This window comes from Vagococcus proximus (assembly GCF_029143285.1).
GTDB lineage: Bacteria > Bacillota > Bacilli > Lactobacillales > Vagococcaceae > Vagococcus_D > Vagococcus_D proximus.
This window is the reverse complement of record NZ_JAPDSH010000002.1, coordinates 206,816-233,517: the sequence shown is the minus strand read 5'-3', so window position 1 is coordinate 233,517 and position 26,702 is coordinate 206,816. Positions and strand designations below refer to the sequence as shown.

The following is a 26,702-nucleotide window of genomic DNA, read 5'->3' as shown; positions in this document are numbered from 1 at the left end:
TTACTCGTTTCTTCCTTTTTTAGTTGTACCACGTTCAATAAAATCAACAGCAACCACTATCGTATCCGATTGTGGATAAGGTTTTTCTATTTGTTCGATTAATTTTTGACAAGCAAGATAGCCCATTTGATTAAAATTCTGTGCGACAGTTGTTAATTTTGGTTCAATAAGCTCACTAGCCTGAATATTATCAAACCCAACAATTGAAATTTCTTCCGGAATAGAAATACCGGCTTGCTTTAAGCTATTAATCAATGAAATAGCGATAATATCATTTTCAACAACAAGTCCTTCGATTTCTTTTTTCTTAACACTAGCTACAATCTTATCAATAAACTGTTCCGTTGTCTGGCCTGATTTCCCTTGGTATAACGTTTTATCTTTATTTCCAGCATCATGCAATGCTTTTAAATACCCTAAATAACGTTCTCTAACCGTTGAAATATCCATAATAGGTTGGCTACTAACAAAACCTATTTTTTCCAGACCTGACTCAAGCAGGTACTTCGTCGCTTCATATCCACCTTGTTTATTATCAGAAACAATCGTTGTAAAATCAATTCCCTCATACTCTTTATCTAAAATAACCGTTGGGACATGATTTAAATACAAACTATATAACAGCTCCAAATCTGATCCTTTATTTATTGGATAAAAAATCACACCCGCATAATGCTCAATAATCTGTGGTAACGTGTCAACATTAATATTTTCATGTGACTGTACAACTAAACGGTAACTGGTTTCTTCTATTCCTTGAAAGATCCCCTGCGTATAGTTCCCAAAACCTATATCTTTAGGGAAGGGCATAATAAATAGAATATCTTGTTTTTTAGGCGAACCGTTTTGTTTAACCACTTCTTTAACAAAGCTTCCTTTACCTCTCAAACGATAAATATACCCTTCATTTTCGAGCTCTGCCAAAGCGCGTTTTGATGTTATTCTACTAACATCATATTTTTCAGATAACTCTAACTCTGTTGGAATCTGATCGTTTACTTGGTAAAGACCATCTAATATATCTTTTTTTATATCATTTAAAATAACTTGGTATAATGGTTTCTTTTTCATCTTGACTCCCCATTTCTTTCCACTATATCTTATCACATTTCGTTTATCTACTCTATCACTTTCAAACAAACCTTTCTAAATAAACAATGAAAGGTCTTACATCTTATTTTAAAAACTAACATATTATAGTTATAAACTCTCATTTTATAGGTTCCTATAATTTCTACTAGACAAACCAAATGATATACCATATAATCGTAATTGTAAATATTGATATACCATTTAAAAGGAGGCTATTATTATGGCTTATGAAACAGTACCAACTTCTGTCCAAAACTTTATGGATGAGATTAACAAAAAGACGCAACAAGATAACCCAGCATGGGGCGAGATTTTCTCAAACTGCTTTGCTAACACATTACTTACTACGGTTAAACGTTTAGAAGATAACACAACATTCTTATTAACAGGTGATATCCCTGCTATGTGGTTACGAGATTCAACTGCTCAGGTAAGACCTTACTTACCTATCGCTAAAAATGATAGCGATTTAGCAGACATGATTGCTGGCCTTGTTAAACGTCAATTCTTCTATATTAACATGGATCCTTATGCAAATGCTTTCAATGAAGAAGCGAACAATGCAGGTCACCAAACTGACCACACAGAAATGAACCCTTGGATTTGGGAACGTAAATATGAAATTGATTCACTTTGCTACCCTATTCAATTAGCTTACCTATTATATAAATCAACAGGACGCACTGAGCACTTCAATGAAGATTTTGAAACAGGCGTTCAAAAAATATTAGAAGTGTGGGAAACAGAACAAGATCATACGCAATCACCTTACACATTTGAACGTGATACATGGCGTGAAGAAGATACACTTACTCACGATGGCCGCGGAACACCCGTTGCCAAAACAGGTATGACTTGGTCAGGATTCCGTCCAAGTGATGACCGCTGTATCTATGGTTACTTAGTTCCTTCAAATATGTTTGCAGTTGTTGTGTTAGATTACTTAGAAGAAATCTACACTGATATCTTACCTCAACCTGAAGTAGTCACTCGCGCTGCTAAATTAAAAAAAGAAATCGATGCTGGTATTAAAGAATTTGCACAAGTTAAAAATGCTGCTGGTGACACTATCTTCGCTTACGAAGTAGATGGACTTGGCAACTACTCTATCCAAGACGATTCAAACGTGCCAAGCTTAATGGCAGCACCATACTTAGGATACTGTGCTGAAGATGATCCAGTTTACTTAGCCACTCGTAAAACACTATTAAGTAAAGAAAATCCTTACTACTATGAAGGTAAATTCGCTAAAGGTGTGGGAAGCTCTCATACTCCAGAAGATTACATCTGGCCTATCGCTGTTTCTGTAGAAGGAATGTCTACTTCAGATAAATCAGAGAAAAAACGTATCTTAGATATGTTAGCCTCAACAACAGCCGGAACTGGTTTAATGCATGAAGGTGTTCATGTTGATGATCCAAGCAAATTCACTCGTGAATGGTTCTCATGGGCTAACATGATGTTCTGTGAATTAGTCATGGATTACTATGACATCCGTGTTGAGCGTTAGAAATAACTGTTATATTTGACAATTTTATCTGTCACTAGCTTCAAAACTAAATCATAAGAGGAGCTAATCGTTTCGGTTAGCTCCCTTTTTAAAAGAAAGAGGATTATTATGACAAAGAAAAAAGTTTATATTATTTCACATAGCCACTGGGATCGCGAATGGTACATGCCATATGAGCAACACCATATGCGTTTAGTACAATTAGTTGACGATTTATTAGAAACGTTTAAAACAAACCCCGACTTCGATAGTTTCCATTTAGATGGCCAAACTATCGCATTAGATGACTACTTAGAAGTTCGTCCTGAAAAAGAAGCCGAAGTTCGCAAAGCGATTGAAGCTGGAAAATTAAAAATTGGACCCTTCTACATTTTACAAGATGATTTCTTAATCAGTTCTGAATCAAATACACGTAATATGTTAATCGGTCTTGAAGAAAGTAAAAAATGGGGCGATCCAGTTATGTTAGGTTACTTCCCTGATACTTTCGGGAACATGGGTCAAACGCCTCAAATGATGTTAGAAGGTGGCATCGACGTTGCAACATTCGGACGTGGTGTTAAACCAACTGGCTTTGATAATGCGGTTATCAATGATGATAAGTATGCTTCTCAATTCTCTGAAATGTGGTGGGAAGGTCCAGACGGTTCTAAAATCTTTGGTGTTCTTTTTGCTAACTGGTACAGTAACGGAAATGAAATTCCTGCTGAACGTGAAGCCGCTATTGAATTCTGGGATAAAAAATTAGCGGACGCTGAAGCTTTCGCATCAACTGGTCACCTACTTATGATGAATGGCTGTGACCACCAACCTCTACAAAAAGATGTGACTGACGCGATTAAATTAGCTAACGAATTATACCCTGACTACGAATTTGTTCACAGTAGTTTTGATAAATATTTAGACGCAGTAAAAGAAGATGCTCCTGAAAACCTAAGCACTGTTGAAGGCGAATTAACAAGTCAAGAAACAGATGGTTGGTATACATTAGCTAATACCTCTTCATCTCGCATCTACTTAAAACAAAAAAATACAGAAGTACAACGTCAGTTAGAAAACATTTCAGAACCTCTTGCTACTATGGCAGCAGAAATAACTGGTGTTTACCCTCATGATGAATTACGTTACGCTTGGAAACTATTATTACAAAACCACCCACATGATAGTATTTGTGGCTGTAGTGTGGATGAAGTTCATGCTGAAATGATGACTCGTTTTGCTAAATCATTAGAAGTTGGCCGTTTTGTTGCAAGCGAAGCCCTAGAAAGCTTAACACATGCAATCGACACAACTAACTTCCCAGAAGGAAGCAAACCATTCGTTGTCTTCAATACAAGTGGGAATAAAAAATCAGATGTCTTTGAAACTGAAATCGAATGGTCACGTGCCCCATTCTCAGAAGGACACCCACGTCGTCAATATTATAAATTACAAGAAGAAACTGTTCCTGAATTCACTATCATCAATGAAAATGGTGAAGAAGTTGCAGCAGAAGTTGTATCAACAGAAGTTCTTTTTGGCTATGACTTGCCTAAAGATGGTTTCCGTATCCCATTCATGGCTCGCTATGTAAAAGTACGCGTGATGATGACTGAAATGGCTGAAATGTCTTGGCAAGGTCTTGCGTTAGTAGAAAAAGCTGCAACTAACAAAACAACAAGCTTAATCTCAGATAACGGTCAAACATTAGAAAATGACTTCTTAAAAGTTGTCGTTAAAACGGATGGTCGCTTAACCATTACAGATAAGAAAACTGGCATCACACATGATAATTTCTTAACTATTGAAAATATGGGTGATATTGCTAACGAGTACATCTTCAAATCTCCAGAAGGTGACCAACCTATCTATGCTCATGACTTCCCAGCTGAAGTTTCTGTTGTAACTGACAGCCCACTTCAAGCTAAAATTGCCTTAAAACAAACAATGATGATTCCTGTAAGTGCTGATGAAGAGGTACTTAATGAAGAAATGTACTCTGTAACTGACTTTACACAACGTAAAGCTGGCCGTAGTACTGAACTAGCACCATTAGAATTAACAACAATCATTCGCTTAGACCAAAATAGTTCACAATTAAAATTTGAAACAAGTTTTAACAATCAAATGAAGAATCACCGTCTACGTGTGTTATTCCCTACTGGTATTGAAACAGACCATCACTTTGCTGAAAGTATCTACGAAGTGGTTGAACGTCCAAATGCTGTTGCTGACACATGGAAAAACCCTACAAACCCACAACATCAACATTCATTCGTAAACGTACGTGATGAAAAAGCAGGTGTAACTGTAGCCAACTACGGTATCAATGAATACGAATTGGTTGAAAAAGATACAACAATCGCTCTAACAATTTTCAGAGCAACTGGCGAATTAGGTGACTGGGGTTACTTCGCAACACCAGAAGCACAATGCTTAGGCGAACAACGTGTCGAATACGCAGTAAGCTTCCACGGTGAGAATGATTACAACCAAACATTCAAAGCAGCACAAGATTTCCAAATTCCATTCTCTACAATGCAAACAAGTCGTCACAATGGAACATTACCGTTAACTAACCAACTTGTTTCAATCGAATCTGATGGTTACTTATTAACAACATGCAAACGTAAAGAACATGAAATGGCGATTATCTTACGCGGTTACAACTTATCAAATACAGATGACTGTGCCCTTGATATTAAAGTTCCTGGCTACACAGGTATCCGTAGTACATTAATCGAAGACGAATCAGATAAAGAATTTACTGACACTTTAACAGCTGCAGAAATCCACACAACGCGTTGGTCAAAATAATTCCATTTAATCTTGTTATTTATCACCCTATTTAATGAAAATAGTATATACTATAAGTAACTGGTCTAGACCTAGATCAGTTACTTATTTTAAAATCAAAAATACATTTTAAGGAGTCTTTTAGCTATGAGAAAATTTCCAGAGAATTTCTTCTGGGGTGCAGCAGCATCTGCCCCACAAACAGAAGGAGCGGCATTAGAACACGGCAAGAGCGCAACAACTTGGGACTACTGGTTTGAAACTGAACCTGAACGTTTCCACAATAACGTAGGACCAAAACACACTTCAAATGTTTATAACCAATACAAGGAAGACGCACAATTAATGCAAGATATGTCTATGAATTCATATCGTACATCAATTTCATGGGCTCGTTTATTACCTGATGGTAAAACAGTTAATGAAGAAGCTGTCGCATACTACCGTGACTACTTCCAAACATTAAAAGATAAAGGTGTCGAACCTATCATGAATCTATTCCACTTCGATATGCCGATGTGGTTAATGGAAAAAGGCGGCTGGGAAGCTCGTGAATCTGTGGATGCTTTTGCATTCTACGCTGATACCGCTTTCACTTTATTTGGAGACATCATCAAAAAATGGGCAACATTCAACGAGCCTATGGTTCATATCGAATGTGGTTACTTAGGTGATGCTCACTACCCTGCTGTTCGTGATTACAAACGTGCCATTCAAGTTGGTTTCCACACTGTTATGGCTCACGCTAAAGCTGTTGAAGCTTACCGCAAAAATAAAAACAACGATGGCGAAATCTCATGTATCTTAAACTTATCACCCGTCTATGCGAAAAGTGATGATGAAAAAGACCAACACGCACGTCACATGGCAGACTTATTACTAATCAGAAGCTTGCTTGACCCTATCGTATTAGGTAAATTCCCAGAAGAATTAATCGAACTTTACCGTAAACACGACTTATTACCAGTTATCGAAGAAGACGATTTAGAAACATTAGAAGCAAATAAAGTCGACTTCTTAGGGGTTAACTACTACCAACCATTACGTGTTCAACACCGCGAAAATCCAAATATGGATGTCATTACTCCAGGTTCATTCTTCATGGGATATGACTGGCCAGAGAAACGTATCAACCCTCACCGCGGATGGGAAATCTACCCAGAAGGTATCTATGATATCTCAATGCGTATGAAAAATGATTACGGCAACCTACCATGGTTCATCTCTGAAAACGGTATGGGTGTAGAAGGCGAAGAAAAATTCCAAGACGAAAATGGCATCATCCAAGATGACTACCGTATTGAATTTATCAACGACCACTTAGAATTCCTACACAAATCAATCGAAGAAGGCAGCAACTGCTTCGGATACCACCTATGGACATTCGTAGACTGCTGGTCATGGCTAAACTCATACAAAAACCGCTACGGCTTCTACAGAGTAGACATTGACGACAACTTCAAACGCTACCCGAAAAAATCAAGCTTCTGGATGAAAGAAGTCATCGAACAAAACGCAATAAAATAAAGGTGTGAGGAAACTCGACCTGATGTAAAAAACTGGAGACCCACCATAAAATCGGCACTTTCGATTATATGGTGGGTTGAAGTTTCTATACATCAGAGTTTCCGAACCCGTGTATAAGGTGTGAGAAAGTTCGCACTATTCCGAGAAATTGGAGAAAGGCACTAACAGTTAGCTCTTTTAACTGATAGTGCCTTTTTATTGTGGATAGCTTTTAAACTTACTAACAAAATCATTCTTTTACACACAACTTATACCCATATCTGTATAAACACCTTACTTTGTACATAACTTTTCCCAAAAATCGTCCTCTTTTTCAAAAAAAATAATTAGTTATACACAATTCACTCTATTTTTCTCTAATTCATGTTTTTTTTAATTTGTTATCCCCAGATCCTTTCAATCAGACCACTCAATCAATGTGCCAATCTATGCTATAATAAAAGAATTGAATTTAGTATAGAAATGAGGTTTTTGCGGCATGTCAGAAAATAAATATACCCTACTTAAACATTACTTCGGTTATGATTCCTACCGTGAGGGACAAGAAGGAATTATCGATGCCTTACTCGCTAAACAAGACGTCTTAGCCATTATGCCAACAGGTGCGGGAAAATCAATCTGTTACCAAATCCCAGCCTTGTTATTTGATGGGATTACCCTTGTTATCTCCCCTCTTATTTCTCTTATGAAAGACCAAGTAGCCGCTCTTACTCAAGTTGGTATTCCTGCTGCTTATTTAAATAGTTCACTAACGTCAACACAGCAATACCAAGTCTTAGAAAATGCTCGTCTTGGTCAATATAAAATCATGTATGTCGCACCAGAACAATTAACAACTGATCGTTTTTTAAACTTCTCTCGCTCAGTCGATGTTGATTTTATTAGTGTGGATGAAGCGCACTGTGTCTCACAATGGGGACAAGATTTTAGACCAGGTTATCTACAAATCCATGAATATATCCAACAACTCCCTAAGCGCCCAATAGTTGGGGCTTTTACAGCGACTGCAACTGAAGTCGTGAAGCATGATATTAGCCAGCTTTTACAATTACAGTCACCTTACGAAGTCACAACAGGCTTTGACCGTAAAAATCTCAGCTTCACTGTAACTAAACCTAAAGATAAATTTGAATACGTCCGCGTCTTTGTGGATAAACATCATACCGAGAGCGGTGTTATTTATTGCCAGTCTCGAAAAAATGTAGAAGACGTTTGTGACCGTTTAAATGAGTTAGACTTTGAAGCCACACGGTATCATGCTGGGTTATCTTCTGATGAACGTAAACGTAATCAAGACCTATTCGTTAACGATGAAAAAAAAATCATGGTGGCGACGAATGCCTTTGGTATGGGAATTGATAAATCAAATGTCACTTACGTTATCCATTACAACATGCCGAAAAATATGGAGAGCTATTACCAAGAGGCAGGTCGTGCAGGTCGTGACGGCTCTGATTCACAGTGCATCTTGCTCTATAGCGGTCGTGATGTTGTAACCAATCAGTATTTCATTGATAACAATGCTGAAAATGATAAATTATCGGAAGAAGAACGAGAAGTCTTTAAAAAACATGAACAAGAACGTTTAAAAAGAATGAGCTTCTACTGTTTCACACAAGACTGTTTGCGCAATTATATTTTAAATTATTTCGGTGAAAAGAGCCCTCATTACTGTGGCAATTGTAGCAACTGTTTAAATAATTTTGAAAAAATAGATGTGACGATACCTGCACAAAAAATTATCTCTTGTGTTAAACGACTCCGTGAGAACTTTGGTGTTAAAGTGGTCATTGATGTCCTTCGTGGCAGCAAACAAAAACGAATTATTGATTTAAAACTAGATCATTTATCTACATATGGTCTAATGAAAGATACATCAGAGAATCAAATCCGACAAATGATTGAGTTCATGTTAGCTGAGGGCTATCTGGAACAAGATGGCGATAAATACCCTGTCTTAAAATTAGGTTTTAGGGCCTATGATTTACTACAGCCAGAAGCCTCACTGAAAATGAATCTAGTCAAAGAACGAGACTTACCTAAAGCAAAATCAACGCAAGTTAAAGACGATGTGGAAAATCCTACACTATTTGCAGAGCTACAAGTATTACGCCGCCGTCATGCCGACGAGCAGCGCGTGCCTGCTTATGTGGTCTTTACCGACGCATCCCTTCGTGAAATGACAAGTCGCTTACCACAAACCGAGGACGACTTCTTAGCCATTCCTGGTATTGGTGAAGCTAAACTGGAAAAATATGGGGACGATTTCCTAGGTGCTATTAAAAAATTTGTAGATGAAAAATAAACAGAAACAAGGTATGTGAGCATTCACCATGCCTTGTTTCTGTTTTTTTGATTAATCAAACCTCACACCCGTCATTTTCCGCGTGTGAATGGTATACTTAATGACGAAACTTGAGTCGGTATTAACCGAATTCAAAATCTAGATAATGAGGGATTACACCTATGATGACATTACCTGATACACTACTAATCGCCTTAAATCAAGGCAAAACACTCTTTAGTTGGAGCCAACCTATCCACTCATCTTTAACACCGTGGACCTTTTTACATCATTCTCAAAACCTTGAGTTAGATACGCGCTTCTACTTTCAAACGCCTACTCAAGACCATACGATAGTTGCGTTTGACACACTCATTGCCTTTACTGGGAATGAGACAACACCTAACTCCTTAACAATACATCTTGCTCAATTAAAAGAAAAACTATACACCAATAAAATGGATGGTCCTATTCTTTGCGGTGGGTTACCTTTCAGCCAAATTCATACAGAAGAACCTCTTTGGGGCGATTTAGCAGATGGCTATTTATTCTTACCAAAATTCCTTATTCACACTTCGAAAAGAGGAACTGACGTTACCTTTAACTTTCAAGCGACTAATGAGGAGGAGTTAAACAAGGCTTGGGCTGCCGCACAAGGGATGCTTTTAGACCTAACAACCCTAAAATTTAAAACGGACTCACTTCCTACTACTATAAAACAAGAAGATGTTAAACCTACAGAGTGGCTAAAACTTGTGGATAAAACAATTGACCACTTAAAATCAGATAATCCTTTAGATAAAATCGTATTAGCGAGACATCTCTCACTGTCAGCTGAAAGCGACTACCCTACTCATCTCATTTTGGAAAATTTAGCCAAGCAACAACCAAATACTTATCTTTTTTATCTCGAAAAAGACGGGACGACTTTCCTTGGCGCTACACCTGAACGATTACTTTCAGCAGATGAGACTACCTTTCAAACAGTAGCAGTAGCCGGCTCTACACCACGTGGTAAGACAGAAGATGACGACCTTTCCCTTGGTAATGCACTACTTAATGACCCGAAAAATAGGCTCGAACATCAATTGGTTGTCGATCGTCTTTATAAAGAATTAAGCCCTCTGACCACTGAATTTTTGACAAACGACACCGTTAGCTTACTAAAAAATCGCGACATACAGCACCTGTACTTACCGATAACAGCTAAACGAAAAGAAAATCTGTCGTTTATCGATGCGATTTACCAGTTACATCCTACCCCAGCTCTTGGTGGTGAGCCTAAAAAACTTGCTATGGAATGGATTACTGACAACGAATTTATCGGCCGAGGGTTGTATGGTGCACCAATCGGTTGGTTAAACCTCACACAAGATATCGGTGAATTTGCCGTTGCAATCCGTTCTGGCGTCTTTCATGATAATCAAGGCTTGCTATATGCAGGTTGTGGGATTATCTCAGCTTCTAATGCTCAATCTGAATTTGAAGAAACAGCTGTAAAATTTCAACCTATGTTAAGAGGAGTGTTAACAAAATGATCACACAACAACGTATTATGACTCACTATTTAAAAGCCTTTATTCAAGGTCTGAAAACATCTGGTATTAAAGAAGTTGTCATCAGTCCAGGGTCTCGTTCAACCCCACTCGCCCTACTTATCCACCGTGATAAGGAGATGACAACCTATATTGATGTTGACGAGCGTTCTGCCGGTTTCTTTGCTCTTGGGCTATCCCAAGCACACTCACGACCTGTTGCCTTAGTCTGTACCTCTGGAAGTGCTGCGGCAAATTACTATCCAGCCATTTGCGAAGCCGAAGCTAGCCATATTCCACTTGTAGTTTTAACGACTGACCGTCCAGCTGAACTAAGAGATGTTGGTGCTCCGCAAACTATGAATCAGCAAGAGCTGTACCGAAGTCACGTTAAACACTTTACCGAATTGGCCTTACCTGAAGATACGCCTGAAATGCGTCAATACAGCTACTTTCATGCTATGAAAAATGGTCACTTGGCGACTCAGAAACCAGCGGGACCCGTTCATATCAATATCCCAGTTAGAGAACCGTTACTGCCTGATTTAGAATCTGATTTCGAGTTCACTCATACGACAACCATGCTAGAGCACCACTCTACTTTAAACAGTACCGCTCTATCTACAGTACTAACGAAGCTGACAAATAAAAAAGGCGTTATCGTTCTTGGTGAGCAACACTCTACACAAGATGCTCAACTTTATTTGGAACTTGCTAACGCTCTAAACTGGCCCATTATCGGTGATCCATTGACTAACTTGACCTCTACTGGCGGTGAGACTGTACACTTGATGCGTCAGGCTGATAGTTTCTTACCTTATGCAGATGAAACGTTACAACCCGAAGTTGTCTTACGCATTGGCAAGCTTCCATTATCAAAAAATGTCGGCATTTGGTTAAAGAGAGTTTCAAAAGAAAACTACGACACCATTCTTATTGATGAAAATGGGCAGTGGCATGATACCTTACATAACAGTCAACTGGTCTTGCCCATCTCAGCTAGATGGTTAGCACAAACTATTGTAGAACAAAAACCTACTGCTGTTTCTAACGAGTGGCTAGATGCTTGGTTATACTATCAAACTGTCACTGAAAAGTTAATCAAAACAACGCCACTGCTAACTGAGCTTTCAGAAACAGCAGCAAGTTTTACTCTATTCAATACTCTTAAAAACAATACGACCCTTTTCTTAGCGAATAGTAACGCCATTCGTTTTGCTGATCGCTTTGCTTTAAAGAACACTCAAGGCTATCAAACTTATGGCAATCGCGGGGTGAATGGGATTGATGGGATTATCTCAACAGCTCTAGGTGTTACGGCAGCTCACCCTGAAAAAGCTAACTTTTTACTAGTGGGTGACTTAACCTTATTTCATGATATGAATGGGTTGCAGATGGCTAAAGCCTATAATTTACCGTTAACTATTATCTTATTAAATAACAATGGTGGTGGGATTTTCTCTTTCTTATCACAACGTCAACTTAAGCCAACTGATTTCGAACCCTTATTCGGAACACCTCTTAATCTTGATTTTGAAACAGTGGCCACTCTATATGGTGCAGAATATGTTAAACCGACTAACTTAAATGAGTTCCAAGAAGAAGTGACAAAAAGTATGTCACACCCTACTTTTAAATTAATTGAAATCGGCGGTAACCAACCTGAACCCGTGGTATTATACGAAACATTTTTAGAGGACTTGAAACAACACTTAGGAGCATGTCAAAATGACTGTTAATATCCGAGGCTGTCACTACCATTATCAGTGGCTGACTCCCTATGATAAGACTAAACCGACGCTCCTTTGTCTCCATGGTTTTACAGGAACTGGTGCAACCTTTGCCGAAGCCACTCACTATATAACAAGCCATAATAGCCTTGTTATAGATTTACTAGGACATGGGTTAACCGACTATGATTTACCTGTGACTCGTTATACTTTTGAGGAAAGTTGCCAAGACATAGCAGCGTTACTTACTCATTTGAACATAGATGCGGTTGACCTTTTGGGCTACTCAATGGGGGGACGCCTTGCCTTATCGTTTGCTCTTCATTATCCTGAGCGTGTTAATCGTCTGCTATTAGAAAACAGCTCCCCAGGACTAAAAACAACTGAAGAACGAGAATCACGCCAAAAAAAGGACAACCAGTTGGCTAATAAAATCGAAACTGAAGGGATAGTTGCTTTCGTCAACTACTGGGAATCACTTCCTTTATTTGACTCACAACGCTCTCTTGCACCATCTATCCAACAGACTATTAGAGAGCAACGTCTTTCTCAACATCCTAAGGGCCTTGCTCAAAGTTTGCGCGGGGCTGGTACTGGGAATCAACCTAGCAATTGGTCAAACTTACCTTCACTGGACATCCCTACTCTCTATGCTGTGGGAAGTCTTGATGAAAAGTTCAAAGGAATTGGCAAGGAGATGGCTCAGCTTACTCCTAATATGACCTATATACTAATCGACAAAGCCGGACACTGTCCACATGTCGAACAGTCGGCATTATTTTATAAAGCCGTCACCGATTTTTTGAAGGAGGGACAGGATGAATCTTACTAAAATTGACTGCTACTCTCTTCGTTTACCTTTAAAAAGTCCTTTTAAAACAAGCTATGGTGAGCTTACTGAAAAAGCTTGCGATATCCTAGTTATCACTGATGACCAGGGCAATCAAGGGTACGGAGAACTGACAGCACTAGAAACGCCAGACTATATCGAAGAGACATTATCAGGTGCTCAAACTACTATTAACCAGTTCCTTATTCCTTTACTTATTTCTCACAACATAACGCATCCTAAAGAAGTCAGTCAGATTTTCGCTTCGATTAAAGGAAACTATATGGCAAAATCTGCTCTCGAAACAGCAATCTGGGATCTCTATGCCAAACAACAAAACTGCTCCTTTAAAACGTTATTTAACGTCAAAAAAGAACAGCTGGAAGTTGGCGTAAGTCTAGGTATCGAACCTGACTTTACTAAATTAGTTGAAACAGTCAACTATTATCATGAACAAGGTTACACACGTATTAAGCTTAAAATTAGGCCTGGTTATGACAGCGAACCTTTAACTGCTATTCGCCAAGCTTTTCCAGATTTACTTTTGATGGCTGACGCCAATTCTGCCTATTGTCTAAATCAGAGTGAAGACTTAATTCGACTGGATAACCTTGGTCTTTCAATGATTGAACAACCTTTTTCAGACCGTGATTATGTAGGGCATGCTAGGCTACAAGCTCGTATGACTACCCCTATTTGTCTAGATGAAACGATTCGTTCTATCGAAGATTTAGAGACGGCTTACACGTTAGGCAGCTGTCAAAGTGTCAATTTGAAAATCCCTCGTGTAGGCGGTATTACCCCTGCTCTTGATATACTAAACTTTTGTAAAAGTCATGACCTCATGGTTTGGTTAGGTGGCATGTATGAATCTGGTGTTGGTCGTGCTTTAAATTTAGCCTTTGCCGCTCAAGATTATTTTACCTTCCCTGGTGACTTATCAGCCTCTGACCGTTATTTTTTTGAGGATATTATCACTACTCCTCACGTTATAACAAATGGAAAACTTCCTATTCCTAAAGGGAATGGTTTAGGGGTTGAACTTTCCCAACACGCACTCGAAAAATACGGATACCATAACGTATTATGGACAAAATAAAAAGCAGGACGCTGAATTGCGCCCTGCTTTTTATTCGTCTTCGTCTGAGGATTTCTTCTCTTTTAATGAGCCGAAGAATGATTTTTCTTCTTCGTCTGCCTCTTCTTCTACTTCATTAAAAATAACTTTTAATAGAAGTAAACGAGAGCCTTCCATCTCTTCAGAAATCAATGTTGTATTTTCAACTTCATAACTTAGCTTCTGATCTTCATCAGGTATCGTGCCTAAAGCAGTAATCAAGTAGCCTGCCATCGTATCGACATCTTTCATCTCTAAGTTTTTATTAAACTCTTCATTAAATTCGCTAATTAACATTCTACCTTGAACGTAGTAAACATTCTCTTCAATTTGCGAGTATAATTTTTCAACTTCATCTGATTCGTCTTCGATTTCACCTACGATTTCTTCTAATAAATCTTCTAACGTCACAATTCCAACCATACCACCATACTCATCAAGTAAGATTGCCATAGCGTTTTGCGTGCGTTTTAATTCATACAACAAGTCATCAGTAAAAATCGTTTCTGGAACGAATAACGGCTCCTGTAAAATTGAAAGTAAATCTATATTGTCAAAGCCTTTTTGATGGGCTTCTTTTAATAAGCGTTTCAGATGTAAGACACCGATTACCCGGTCTTTGTCATCATCATATACTGGTATTCTTGAAAAACTGTTATTTAAAATTAACTCTAAATTTTCATCCATCGGATCATTTAAATCAATCATAAATGAGTCTGTTCTCGGTACCATCACTTCACGAGCAACTGTCGTGTCTAGTGAAAATACACCCTGAACCATCTCTAATTCTTCTGATTCAAGTACGCCTTCTTTTTCAAGCATATAACGCATCTCATCACGGGTCATTTTGTTGTCCGTATCATCAAATTTCATCGGTGTTAGACGACTTAATAAGTCAGTTGAAGCAGATAATAACCACACAAACGGTTTAGCAATAACTCCTATCGCTTGAATAGGTCCAATCGCAAAACGTGCTACTTCTTCTGATTTGTTTAATGCAATTCGTTTTGGATATAACTCCCCAAACACTATCGAAATATAAGTTAATAACACTAGGATAATTACTTTCGATAACTGCATTGCCCACGTTGCGTCTCCAAAAAGAGGGGCTAAACGTTTGGCAAAAGAATCTGCTAGAGATGCTCCGGCTAAAATATTAACCAAGGTAATCCCAACTTGAATAGTTGATAAAAAGTGACTTGAATTGCCTAATAACGTAAACAATTTTTTCGCTTTTCGATCCCCTTGTTCTGCTTTTTGTTCTACACGATTTTTATTAAGTGATACTACTGCAATTTCTGCGGCTGCAAAAAAGGCATTTAACAATGTTAATACGACTAAAATTACTATCTGCCCTATTAACGACTGACTCTCTGGGTCAGCATTCATACGCTATTCTCTCCTTATAGATACCTTTTATGGCATCCAGTTTTATAGTTAATACGATAAAATCGTATCATAATTACGGTCTTTTGACAATATTACTCCCTGTCACTTAGCGTAATATCAAGGCTTGCTTGTATTTTATTCTTTTTATTAAGCTGAACAATATCAAAAATATGGATAAAGACGGTCTTACACACAGCATAAAATGGTACCCCTAAAATCATACCTAATAGACCTGCTAAATTACCTGCTACTAATAAAATTAAAATAATAGTAAGTGGATGAATATTCAAACTCTTACCGATAACAAGTGGGTAAATAATATTGCCATCAATTTGTTGAACAATCAATACAACGATACAGGCAAAAATAGCCTTCATGGGTGAATCAAATACGGTCACCATAACAGCTGGCGCTAGTCCGATATAAGGTCCTAAATACGGAATCATATTTGTCGCACCAGCAATACACCCAAATAAGAAGGCATACTGGACACCGATTAATTGATACCCGATAAAAGTTGAAACTCCTACGAATAAACATTCCAATGCTTGACCACTAATATAAGATGAAATTGTATTACTCATTTTATGAAGTAATTTAATAATTTCATCTTTATGACTGGCTGGTAAATAGCGTTCTATAGAAGGAACAAAACGATCACCATCTTTTAACATGTAAAACAAAATAAATGGTACTGTCACAATCAACATCGTTGTACTCGCAATAGATGAGACGATTGATCCCACACTATTTGATAACCCATTCACTACATTTTTAATAATATCACCAAATGATAAGTCCAACTTATCAACGTACTCTTGATAATCAAACGTTTTAAAGAACGGGTGCTCAAGAGCCCCTTTTGCCCATGTTTCCATACTCTTCACAAAATCAGGTAAATTATTCGCTAGCTGCGCTACTTGTTTCGCTAAGTTTGGAATGACTGTCCCAATTAATAAGGCAATAATCCCGACCAGTAATAGCATAACAAGTGCTACTGCTGTATTTTTCTTTAACTTTGCTTTGTTTCTCAGTATCTCAACTAATGGATTCAACATGTAATACAAAAAACCACCGATTAGAATTGGGGCAAATAATGTTGAAAAGAACGTCGCAATGGGTTTAAACATAAAATTAATTTGCGACGATACCATAATAAGCGTTGCGATAACAAGTAACTCAACTGACCAAAATAATAATTTTGAGTTTTTAAATCTATTCATCACTTTATTTTTCCTCCTACTTACTTTATAAGGTTATATACTTCTAATTATACTTTAAAATGTTATTTTATAATACTCCAAACAACTAAACATAAGAATTATAGTAGATAGAAAATTACAATAAAAATAGCCTCTGCAAAATTAAATTTTAGCAGAGGCTATTTTACTATAAATTCCTACTTCTTAATAAACTCAATCGGCTCATGCCCATCTAAATCTAAAACAAATCGATCATAAGTATCATACCCTCCAAAATCAAAAAGAAGTTGAGGATAAGACGTATCAGCTTCATAAGCTAGACTAGTAGACGTTTCAAAAGGAATGACCTTTTTAGTATCCCCTCTATAGCCTGTTAATACAGGATTACTGCCACCTGCTTCATTATTATTAAATGTAATACCACTTGTTTCCCAATCCTTAGTATCAAATGAAATCATAATTTTTGTTGGTGTAATTAAAAACTGATGGATAGGTAAGGTTTGCTTTTCACTAGGGGTATATTCCAAAGACTCAAATTGTTTAAGCTTAGTTGTATCTAGTGGTAATAGCCACTTACCCTCAACGGACTCTCCTTTTAATTGATTAAGCCCCACTTTGAGAGTTGTCTTTTGACCCTCGTATATCCCACCAATGCGATAAACCTCTAACTTCGCTTCAGATAACTTTTCTACGAGATTCTCTTTTTTGTTACTATTATCCAAGATATAAAAGAAATCTAATACTTTCGACTCTCTATCTAAATATGACAATTTCTTACCTGATAGATACTCTGAAATATCCTGCCCCTTTTTATCCTTTACAGTAAGGCTTATTTTCGGTGTCTCCAACCCTGCTTTCAACAACGGTGTATCATTAGGAAGTGTCGCTTTCAAATGAATTCCCATCTCGTTATTATCTGCATAAAAATCTGCTAACTCTAGTTTAACCCCTTGGTCTTGAGCTACTGCATGTTGAGGCATTATAAACCCTTCCTTCTTCAACGTTAGCGATTCAAACTTATCAAACCCCAAGTACTTGCCTACTGCTAGTCCGATGGGTGTACCTACTACAATAAAACTCAGAATCACAATCATACTCATCTTAAGACCACGTGACGGAAGCCACTTATTAGGAGAGGGAGTCTTATGGCTCTCTTGTTCACGAATCATTTGATAGCTTTTATCAAATGATTTTCTGGCTTGGGAAGAAACTTGCTTGTTGTTTTTGATATGTTTTTTAGTCATGTCTTAATTCCTCCTTTAATTTTTTATCCTTTAACTGTTGGCGTCCTCTAGAAAGTCTTGATTTTATCGTGCCTATCGGTTCATCCAATATCTTACTAATTTCTTTTATAGAAAAGCCTTGATAATAATAAAGCATTAACACAATACTATGTGGCTCGTCTAAATTAATAAGTAAATCATCTAAGAATAATTTATTCGACTCCTTTTCGTTCACCTCAATCGTGACATTGTCTAACTCATAAAAAAATTGACGGTTCCTCACTACCTTTTGACATTGATTAATAAGTATTTTACAGAGCCATGTATTGAAATAGCGATCATCTTTAACTTGTTTAATTTTCTCAAAGGCTATCATAATCGTTTCCTGTAACACATCAGCAACATCTTCTTCATTCCTCAAAAAACGATAGGCCGTATTATATAAAACACCTTCATAGTCTTGTATTAACTTAATAAAAGCCTCATGATTTCCTCGCTTTGCTTGTCTAACTAATAACAGTTTCTTAATCAAGAATACTAACCTCCTTCCTTCTGGCCTTACATCTATTAGAGTGACAATCATAACAAAAGGTTGCATCCACTTGCATAAACTAAAAAGACCTTCAAACATTAGACAAAGTGACTAGTAGTTTGAGGTCTTATAAGACGCGTTTCATTTAACGTTATTTTTATCAGTCCCAAACAAAAAAACTTCCCAACAATTTGGAAAGTTTTTTGTTTGGTTGATCAGGCTACTGCTTGCGCGACAATTGCTTGTAACGTTCGTACCATAACTCAACATACTCTGGTGAAAAAGGACCTTTGCCTTCGTTTATCCACTCAACTAAAATTTTAACATTTTCTTTTAAAATGAAGTCAATTTCAGGTGGATAATCCATTTGACGTCGATGATCTTCATACTCATCTACATCTAACAGTCTTTTTTCCCCATCTGGGAACACTTTAATATCGAGATCATAGTCAATGTATTTAAGAGCTTCCTCATCTAACAGATAAGGTGACGCTAAATTACAATAGTATGATACACCTTTTTCTCTAATCATCGCGATAATATTAAACCAATATTTCGTGTGAAAATAAACAATAGCGGGTTCTCTAGTCACCCATCTTCGTCCATCAGATTCTGTTACTAAGGTATGATCATTGACCCCAATTACCGAGTGTTCACTCGTTTTTAAGACCATGGTATCTCGCCAGGTTCTGTGCAAATTGCCATCATGCTTGTAGCTCTGAATGGTTATAAATTCCCCTTCTTTAGGAACACGCATAAGAACCCTACTTTCTATGAAATGAATCGCCATTTCTTTCAAGGGTGTCTTGGACACCGGCATCGTTAACATTATAGCACAGATTTTCCTAAAGATAGTTATTTTTATCCATAAAGTTCTAGAAAATACTCAAACATATTGCTTTTACACCCCTACTACAAATAGCCAGTCCCACTTAGAACCTCTACCATTTTTTGTTGTGGTTTCGGGAATGCATACTCTGAAAACTGGTCAGCTGGCACCCATTTTTGTCTATCAGTTAAGCTATAATCAGCACTTTCAACTTGCCCATAACCTATAGAAATATGCCACTTCAGATGACTAAAGATGTGCGTCACTTCCCCTACTGGCTTTGTTTGCCACGCAGTCGGACATCTTTCTTGTTCTTTTAAAACACTGATATAAGAAGGTCTGTCTTCGGCTATCAATTCAAGTTGAGCAAACTCTTTAGTATCCTCTACGTTCAACTTATCATACGCTTCTTTGGTCACTTCGATTAAAGGGAATGTCCATAGATTAGCTAACAATCCCGTCTCAGAACGTTGTTCTAACACATACTCCCCACTGTTATTTTTAATAACGTGAGCCACATAATAAACAGGCTTACTTTTGACCTTTTTACTTTTTACAGGGAAGTTAAGCATCGTCCCTTTCTCATAACTTTGACAATACCCTGCTAACGGACAACTTTCACAATTTGGAGCCTTAGGTGTACACACTGTCGCCCCTAAATCCATAATCGCTTGATTAAAACTACTAGGGTCATGATGCGGCATTACTTGCCTCACCACATGATCAAATACTTTACGAGAGCTTGGCTTGGCAATATCTGACTCTAATTCAAATAATCGACTAAAAACACGCATCACATTTCCATCAATCGCCGGCTCTGGTAAGCCAAAGGCAATACTACTTATCGCGCCTGCTGTATACGGGCCAATCCCTTTAAGTTCACTTATTTCTTCTATAGTATGTGGCATTTTACCGTTGTGAGCTTCTACCAGTTGTTGTGCTGCTTTTTGCATATTACGGACACGCGAGTAATACCCTAACCCTTCCCATGCTTTGAGTAATTTGTCTTCCTCAGCTTCAGCAAGGTCGGCAATCGTCGGGAACCACTCCATAAAGCGGTAAAAATAAGGGATTACTGTTACCACTTGAGTTTGTTGTAACATAATTTCAGATACCCATACACGGTAAGGATCACTATTTTCACGCCAAGGTAAATCACGACGTGTTCTCTCATACCACTCTAAAAACTCCGTTTGAAAAGCGATTATTTTTTTCTCGCCCCATAATGCTGTAACATCAGGGAAAAGGGGGTCTACTTTACTCTTCTTCATCTTCCATCTCTTTCTGGGCAATATACTCATTAATCACATCAAAACTAAAGCCTTTTTGATACAAGGATTGGGTCACTTTTTGCTTGCGTTTTTTAGCATCAAAGCGTTGATTTTTACGCCATAATTTATCACCTTGTATGACTAATATATCTGCCTCAACTTCTTCATCTTTTTCTAATTCTAATGCTGCTAGTGCTTCTGTAATACAATCTCCTGAAAATCCTTTTGTCATTAAATACTGACGAATTTTTTGGTTTTTCTCACTAAAACTGTGAGCCTTATATTTCCGAGCTGCCTTTTCTGCAACAGCTACCGCTACTTCTAACTGACCGTCAAAAGCGTAAAGTGCCATGGCTTGTTCGATGGTCATCTCTGGAATACCACGCTGTTTTAATTTATCTCGTAGCACACGGGGCCCTTTGTCTGATAACCTCATTTGTGTTCTGACATAACTCTCAGCATACACTAAATCATCAACTAAGTTTAATCCTTCTAGTCGTTTAATAATCTCATCCGAACTCGTACTGTCAATCTCTTGTTTTTTCAAGTAATCACGTATCTCCTTTTTAGAACGCAATTGATAACTCAAATAGTTAAGAGCTTGCTGATACCCATAGTCCAATTGAGTTTGCTTTTTGACTGTTTGAATATCTTCATCAGATAACTCTGTGCCTTTTAGCAGACGATACCGAACTAATATATCTTCTGAAACAAAAAAATGGCGTCCTGAAGTCAGTGTCACTTTATAATAATTCACTTTTTCTTTTGCAATACTTTCTACTACTTCCATTTCTGTTCCTCTTTTCTGATTACTTTTTCCTTCATAACTATACCATAATTCCAACATTTTCGTTAACGCTTCGCCTAATCAGATACCCGTGACACCTAGGATTTCGCCTAGGTTTATGCTACACTTAACAAGCAAAACTGAAAACTATTCAGTTAATGGAGACTAAAGGAGTCATTATGGAAATCAAACATAACCTAATAAAAGATCAAACAATAACACTACCTATCAAACGCCTGGGAATAAATGGTGAAGGGATTGGCTACTATAAAAAAACAATCGTTTTCGTCCCTGGTGCCCTACCTAACGAAACGGTCACAGCTAAAATAACAACAGTTGCCCCTCGTTTCGTTGAAGCACGCTTAATGAAATTAAACGTACGCGCCAAAGACCGCGTCACACCAGATTGTCATTTATATGAAGAATGTGGCGGTTGTCAGCTCCAACATTTAGCCTACTCATCTCAACTGACTTTCAAAAAAGATGTTGTAAAACAGGCCCTTGCAAAATTCAAACCAGCTGGCTACCAGCAGTATAAATTAAAAGAAACTATCGGCATGGAGACCCCTTGGCATTACCGCAACAAGTTACAATTCCAAGTCCGTCTCAACCAACATGACGAAGTGATTTCCGGTCTTTACCAACCAGACAGCCATTACCTTGTGGATATTGACGACTGTTTAGTCCAACAACCTGCTACAATGAAAGTCTTAAATACTGTCGTGGCACTTATCGAAAAACATGAACTCCCTATTTATAATGAAGCAAAAAATAGCGGTATTATTAAAACCGTTATGGTTCGTGTTGGGATTGCTACTGGTGAAGTACAAGTTGTCTTTGTGACCAATAGCCCTAAACTACCTAAAAAGCAAGCCTTGATTTCAGACATTCAAGAAGAATTACCTGAAGTTGTCTCTATCATGCAAAATATTCAAAGCAAGAAAACATCTCTTGTAATGGGTGATGAAACAGTTCACCTTTGGGGTAAAGAAAGTATTGAAGAGCATCTAGAAGATTTAGTCTTTGACTTATCACCTCGTGCATTTTTCCAATTAAACCCAGAGCAAACTGCTGTATTATATGAAGAAGCACGTAAGGCACTCAATGCTAAAGAAACAGATACGATTGTCGATGCCTACTGTGGCGTGGGAACAATCGGACTAAGCTTAGCTAAACACGTTAAAGAAGTCCGCGGGATGGATACGATTCCTGCAGCGATTGACGATGCTAACCGCAATGCTAAACGATTAGGCATTACCAACAGTCATTACGAAGTCGGGACTGCTGAAGAATTACTGCCTAAATGGTTGGCAGATGGCTTTAAACCAAATGGAATTGTTGTCGATCCGCCACGTACTGGTTTAGATGACAACTTAATTAAGGCCTTAATTGATTACCCGACTGAGACGTTAGTTTACGTGTCATGTAACCCCTCAACTCTAGCTCGTGACTTAGTTCAGTTAAGTCATGCTTATCATGTTGATTACTTACAGTCTGTTGATATGTTCCCACAAACTGCTCGTGCTGAAGTGGTTGTAAAATTAACTTTAAAATAAACCAAAAGCGAGACCTATAAAAAGGTCTCGCTTTTTTAGAGCTTCAAAAAAGATTCTAACTCTTCAACTGTCCAATTGTCATTTTCTATAAGGGAATGAGCAATTTTTAAAAAGGAAAAATAAAAGCCCATCTGCTTAAATAGCGCACTATCATAAACAATCGGAACCTCCAGCTCTAAGTTCTTTACAACCTTATTTAATCCTTTAACGATTTCATTGTCCTCAATTCGGAATCCTACACTCCAATAAATAAAATAATAATACAAATAGCTATATTTAATATCTAAGGTCATCGTTCGTTTAACTGCTCGCCTACTTTTTGGAACTTGTATCACTAATCCCGTTAAAAATTCAATCTGACAACCAGTAAAAAGACCATCACTACTCGTAACGCCTTTTAAATTCTTAACATGCAACAAGTTAAACCAGGCTGATACCTTTCCATCCTCTTTATTAAACGGCATAAAAATTCCTTCCGTTGAAAAATGTGGATAACGATAACGTTTGCCTAAAAAGCGAGTCAATACTTGCTCTTTTTCTCGTTGACTGTAAAATGTGCTGGTATAATTTCGCTCCAACACATGTGTCATCTCTGTTTTTATAAGGAAAGGTACGTCTCCTCTTTCCACTATTAAGGTCTTGTCTATATGCTTATATCCGATTTGTGACAGATCTAGCAATAATAGTGTATCTGAAGAAATAACATAATCCTCTCTCATTTGACAACTCGGTATACTCTCCTTAAGGTTCTCAAGATCAATTGTCCGCAACCTTTCATGCCTCTTATTACGCTCTTTCAAATAAAAACGTCTCATAGCCAAGACTCCCCTTAATTTATTAATTTCTTCCCCTTTACTTTCATAGTGATAGTTTTGGGCTCATTTGGTTAATTTCCCTTCCGCTTAATAACGTCACACCTACTATACTTCTGGTGTTGGCCAACTATTACTTATTAGGAAAGGATATACTTCTATGACTACTCATGACTATTCGGCACTGTTAATAAAATACGATTGTTTCTTTCACTCTATTGTTAGGCGGTGTCACCTTAGACCTACAGATTCGGATTACGACGACTATCTCCAACTTGCTCGATTACGCTTTATCCTATGTCTTCAGCAACTTCCTGCTAATTTTTCTCTGGAACAGCCTAAAAATAGAGGGTACCTTTTTCAAAATATTTATTGGCACCTTTTAGATGACTTAAAAAAAGAACGGTTGAGAGCTGGGCGACACCCACTCTTAACTGCAGAACAACTGACTTATGATACAACTGAAACACCCGAGGACTCTCCACTTGAACGCTTAGAAAACCAAGAATTATTCTCAACACTCTTAACACACCTACCACCAGCTGAACAACGCTTGCTACTTTGGCGCTTAACTCATCAGACAACCGGACGGGATTATCAAAAACGTTTTGCTTTATCAAAAAGTACTCTTTACCGTCAGCGACAACATATAAAAAAAGTTTTTTTAAAAATTAACGAAACAACTGACCCCTTTTAATCTCAAAAATCGTTACTAGAGTATAAGCATCGCGAGCTTACACGCCATAACAAAAAGGAGGAACCACTCATGGATACATTAGAATCTGTCAAAGCAGAAATTTACTTTAACGTTGCAGGTGAACTGAAACAACAAAGAGAAATGTTGACTGACTTACGATTGACAGCTACTCCCGAACAACTTGATCAATTAGGCAAACTTTTAGAAACAATTACACCTAAAGTTAGCACTTATGATTCAACTGTCTTAGTAACACGAACACGTTATTACGCTATGTAAAAGAAAGGAGAACACACTATGAAAAAATTACACTTACTATTTTTAAATGGCGAAGGGAAAACAACAACGTTAATACCCTCTCTCGCTAAGGATACTCTTTCAGAAGAAGAAGTCCAAACTTTTATGATACAACTTATTGCCCTTCAATTATTTGAAAAAAATGGCATTCAAAAATTCCAACAGGCAAGCAGCGCCTATTATAGCGAAACAATCCGTACAGATATTTTTTAATCTCACAACACAATAAACCACTGACACTTTATTTTATAATAAAGTGTCTTTTTTTGTAAAAAATAGTGAAAAGTATTTTTCCTTACAGTCAAATGTGTTATTCTAATAGAGAAACTATTTATCTTAAGGAGGCACTATGACTAGACGTTACCGTAACAACTCGCGACGAAAAAAGAGTTCGTTTAAAGCTATACTGTTCAACAAATGGGCGTTATTAGGGACATTATTTGTATTAGTTATTTCACTAGCCCTATATGCTGCCCAACTTACTAATAAGACTCTCGATAAACAACGCCAAGAAGCTCTAGCTACGAAAACTAACAAAGAGAAGCAGGATCGAGACTCTGCCTTGAAAATTTATGAAAAGAATATGAAACCACGTCTTGATTTTTCAAAACTAAAAAAATCAGAATATCCTGAGTTGAAAAAAGAAATCTTAAACGCACTAAGAGAGGAAAATTATAGTGGTTCTGTTATTGCTATAAAAAATGACAAATTAATTGTGAACAGCTCTATAGGATATAGTGATAAAGAAGCTGATAAAAAACTGACAGATAACTCAGAATACATGCTAGCTTCTATACAAAAATCATTTACTGCTGCTGCTACTATGCGTTTAGTAGAAGATAATAAATTAACCCTTTATACACCTTTATCACAATTCTATCCAGAAATTCCAAATAGCGACTATATCACGATTCGAAATTTATTAGATATGACAAGCGGACTTTTCTTAGCAGACTATGATAAAAGCGCAATAAATGAAGAAGACGTACTAAATGAGATACTACCAAACGTGTACTATCAACCACTATATAATGGATGGGAGTATTCAACGGTTAACTATAATATTTTAGCTGGTATTATTAGAAAAATTAGTGGCAAAAGTTATAAAGACTTTGTGACTGAGGAAATTATTACGCCACTTCGTTTAAAAAATACAGACTTTTACGATAAACTACTAAAAAAAGAAAACAAAACCAAATCGTACAAAAGTTCTTTAGAGGATCCATATAGCGTTCCGTATACAATCAGTGAAACGAAGTATGCTTCTGAGATTGGTACGGGTAATATCTACACAACACCTTCTGACTTACTTACTTATTTCCAAGGTCTTATTGACGGTCATATTCTTCGTAAAAACAACTTAGAATCTCTGATGACTCATGATTTAATGTACTTCAATTACACTTATGCTAGTGGCGTCTACAATCGTGAGGGTCATTTCCTTGCCCATGGTATTTTTATGGGATTTGAACCAACTGTCTTACTAACAAATGACGGTTCATCTGGAATCGTGTTTATGGGAAATTCTTACAAAGATGATCACATGAATAAAGACCTTATTACAGAACTTTTCGAAAAAATTACAACTCCAGATCAAGAACAAAGCACCACTGTTGATCCTAATCAACAAATCAACGATCTTCCTAACGACCAGTACACTGATGACAATTATCAAGCCACTGGCGACGAACAAGTTTATTATTAAAAA

General features: G+C 37.4%; 22 protein-coding genes. 13 read left to right on the top strand and 9 right to left on the bottom strand.

Annotated elements, in window-relative coordinates; genetic code table 11:
- Complete coding sequence (locus OL233_RS03670; protein WP_275471016.1) at window positions 1-1,071, bottom strand: GntR family transcriptional regulator; 1,071 nt, start codon at window positions 1,069-1,071, stop codon at window positions 1-3.
- 241 nt (window positions 1,072-1,312) lie between these two features.
- On the opposite strand from OL233_RS03670, the gene OL233_RS03665 reads away from it, so the two are divergent.
- From OL233_RS03665 to menC, 8 genes are all read left to right on the top strand, one after another.
- Entirely contained in the window at window positions 1,313-2,602 is a 1,290-nt protein-coding gene (locus OL233_RS03665) for a glycoside hydrolase family 125 protein (protein WP_275471015.1), read from the top strand.
- Window positions 2,603-2,710: 108 nt separating this feature from the next.
- The gene (locus OL233_RS03660; protein WP_275471014.1) at window positions 2,711-5,398 is read left to right on the top strand and encodes an alpha-mannosidase; all 2,688 of its coding nucleotides are present in this window, start codon (window positions 2,711-2,713) and stop codon (window positions 5,396-5,398) included.
- A 126-nt stretch (window positions 5,399-5,524) separates the two neighbouring features.
- Entirely contained in the window at window positions 5,525-6,904 is a 1,380-nt protein-coding gene (locus tag OL233_RS03655) for a glycoside hydrolase family 1 protein (RefSeq protein WP_275471013.1), read from the top strand.
- A 478-nt stretch (window positions 6,905-7,382) separates the two neighbouring features.
- Window positions 7,383-9,209 (top strand): DNA helicase RecQ, encoded by a 1,827-nt coding sequence (gene recQ / locus OL233_RS03650; protein ID WP_275471012.1) that lies wholly within the window; start codon window positions 7,383-7,385, stop codon window positions 9,207-9,209.
- 161 nt (window positions 9,210-9,370) lie between these two features.
- Window positions 9,371-10,726 carry an isochorismate synthase gene (locus OL233_RS03645; RefSeq protein WP_275471011.1) on the top strand — a complete coding sequence of 452 codons (1,356 nt, stop codon included), beginning with the start codon at window positions 9,371-9,373 and terminating at the stop codon, window positions 10,724-10,726.
- Window positions 10,723-12,462, top strand: a complete 1,740-nt coding sequence (gene menD / locus OL233_RS03640) for a 2-succinyl-5-enolpyruvyl-6-hydroxy-3-cyclohexene-1-carboxylic-acid synthase (protein WP_275471010.1) — start codon at window positions 10,723-10,725, stop codon at window positions 12,460-12,462. Before OL233_RS03645 ends, menD begins: the two co-directional genes overlap by 4 nt.
- Window positions 12,452-13,285: a 2-succinyl-6-hydroxy-2,4-cyclohexadiene-1-carboxylate synthase gene (menH, locus tag OL233_RS03635; protein ID WP_275471009.1), complete on the top strand. Its 834-nt coding sequence runs from the start codon at window positions 12,452-12,454 to the stop codon at window positions 13,283-13,285. The genes menD and menH overlap by 11 nt, the downstream gene beginning before the upstream one ends.
- Complete coding sequence (gene menC, locus OL233_RS03630; RefSeq protein ID WP_275471008.1) at window positions 13,272-14,381, top strand: o-succinylbenzoate synthase; 1,110 nt, start codon at window positions 13,272-13,274, stop codon at window positions 14,379-14,381. Before menH ends, menC begins: the two co-directional genes overlap by 14 nt.
- A 30-nt stretch (window positions 14,382-14,411) precedes the next feature.
- Here menC and OL233_RS03625 read toward each other — a convergent pair whose 3' ends face one another.
- The 7 genes from OL233_RS03625 to recX form a co-directional block, all read right to left on the bottom strand.
- The gene (locus OL233_RS03625) at window positions 14,412-15,788 is read right to left on the bottom strand and encodes a hemolysin family protein (protein WP_275471007.1); all 1,377 of its coding nucleotides are present in this window, start codon (window positions 15,786-15,788) and stop codon (window positions 14,412-14,414) included.
- A gap of 92 nt (window positions 15,789-15,880) precedes the next feature.
- Complete coding sequence (locus tag OL233_RS03620) at window positions 15,881-17,014, bottom strand: AI-2E family transporter (RefSeq protein WP_437184398.1); 1,134 nt, start codon at window positions 17,012-17,014, stop codon at window positions 15,881-15,883.
- Between the two features lie 173 nt (window positions 17,015-17,187).
- Window positions 17,188-18,234 (bottom strand): DUF4179 domain-containing protein, encoded by a 1,047-nt coding sequence (locus OL233_RS03615; RefSeq protein ID WP_275471006.1) that lies wholly within the window; start codon window positions 18,232-18,234, stop codon window positions 17,188-17,190.
- Window positions 18,227-18,745: an RNA polymerase sigma factor gene (locus tag OL233_RS03610; RefSeq protein WP_245977932.1), complete on the bottom strand. Its 519-nt coding sequence runs from the start codon at window positions 18,743-18,745 to the stop codon at window positions 18,227-18,229. Before OL233_RS03610 ends, OL233_RS03615 begins: the two co-directional genes overlap by 8 nt.
- A 220-nt stretch (window positions 18,746-18,965) precedes the next feature.
- The gene (ntdP, locus tag OL233_RS03605) at window positions 18,966-19,502 is read right to left on the bottom strand and encodes a nucleoside tri-diphosphate phosphatase (RefSeq protein WP_126831918.1); all 537 of its coding nucleotides are present in this window, start codon (window positions 19,500-19,502) and stop codon (window positions 18,966-18,968) included.
- 155 nt (window positions 19,503-19,657) lie between these two features.
- A complete protein-coding gene (gene mutY, locus OL233_RS03600; protein WP_275471005.1) occupies window positions 19,658-20,845 on the bottom strand; it encodes an A/G-specific adenine glycosylase in 1,188 nt (395 codons plus the stop codon).
- The gene (gene recX, locus OL233_RS03595) at window positions 20,832-21,635 is read right to left on the bottom strand and encodes a recombination regulator RecX (RefSeq protein WP_275471186.1); all 804 of its coding nucleotides are present in this window, start codon (window positions 21,633-21,635) and stop codon (window positions 20,832-20,834) included. The genes mutY and recX overlap by 14 nt, the downstream gene beginning before the upstream one ends.
- 176 nt (window positions 21,636-21,811) lie before the next feature.
- Between recX and rlmD the strand changes: the two genes are divergently transcribed.
- On the top strand, window positions 21,812-23,188 hold the full coding sequence (gene rlmD, locus OL233_RS03590; RefSeq protein ID WP_302470523.1) for a 23S rRNA (uracil(1939)-C(5))-methyltransferase RlmD: 1,377 nt from the start codon (window positions 21,812-21,814) through the stop codon (window positions 23,186-23,188).
- A 35-nt stretch (window positions 23,189-23,223) separates the two neighbouring features.
- Here rlmD and OL233_RS03585 read toward each other — a convergent pair whose 3' ends face one another.
- Window positions 23,224-24,003 (bottom strand): hypothetical protein, encoded by a 780-nt coding sequence (locus OL233_RS03585; protein ID WP_275471004.1) that lies wholly within the window; start codon window positions 24,001-24,003, stop codon window positions 23,224-23,226.
- Between the two features lie 157 nt (window positions 24,004-24,160).
- Between OL233_RS03585 and OL233_RS03580 the strand changes: the two genes are divergently transcribed.
- The 4 genes from OL233_RS03580 to OL233_RS03565 all read left to right on the top strand — a co-directional run bounded on the left by OL233_RS03580 (window position 24,161) and on the right by OL233_RS03565 (window position 26,699).
- Entirely contained in the window at window positions 24,161-24,697 is a 537-nt protein-coding gene (locus OL233_RS03580) for a hypothetical protein (protein ID WP_275471003.1), read from the top strand.
- Between the two features lie 69 nt (window positions 24,698-24,766).
- Window positions 24,767-24,976, top strand: coding sequence for a hypothetical protein (locus OL233_RS03575; protein WP_275471002.1), 210 nt, complete (start codon window positions 24,767-24,769; stop codon window positions 24,974-24,976).
- An 18-nt stretch (window positions 24,977-24,994) separates the two neighbouring features.
- A complete protein-coding gene (locus tag OL233_RS03570) occupies window positions 24,995-25,207 on the top strand; it encodes a DUF2922 domain-containing protein (protein ID WP_275471001.1) in 213 nt (70 codons plus the stop codon).
- A gap of 136 nt (window positions 25,208-25,343) precedes the next feature.
- Window positions 25,344-26,699, top strand: coding sequence for a serine hydrolase domain-containing protein (locus tag OL233_RS03565; RefSeq protein ID WP_275471000.1), 1,356 nt, complete (start codon window positions 25,344-25,346; stop codon window positions 26,697-26,699).
- Window positions 26,700-26,702: the final 3 nt, after the last annotated feature.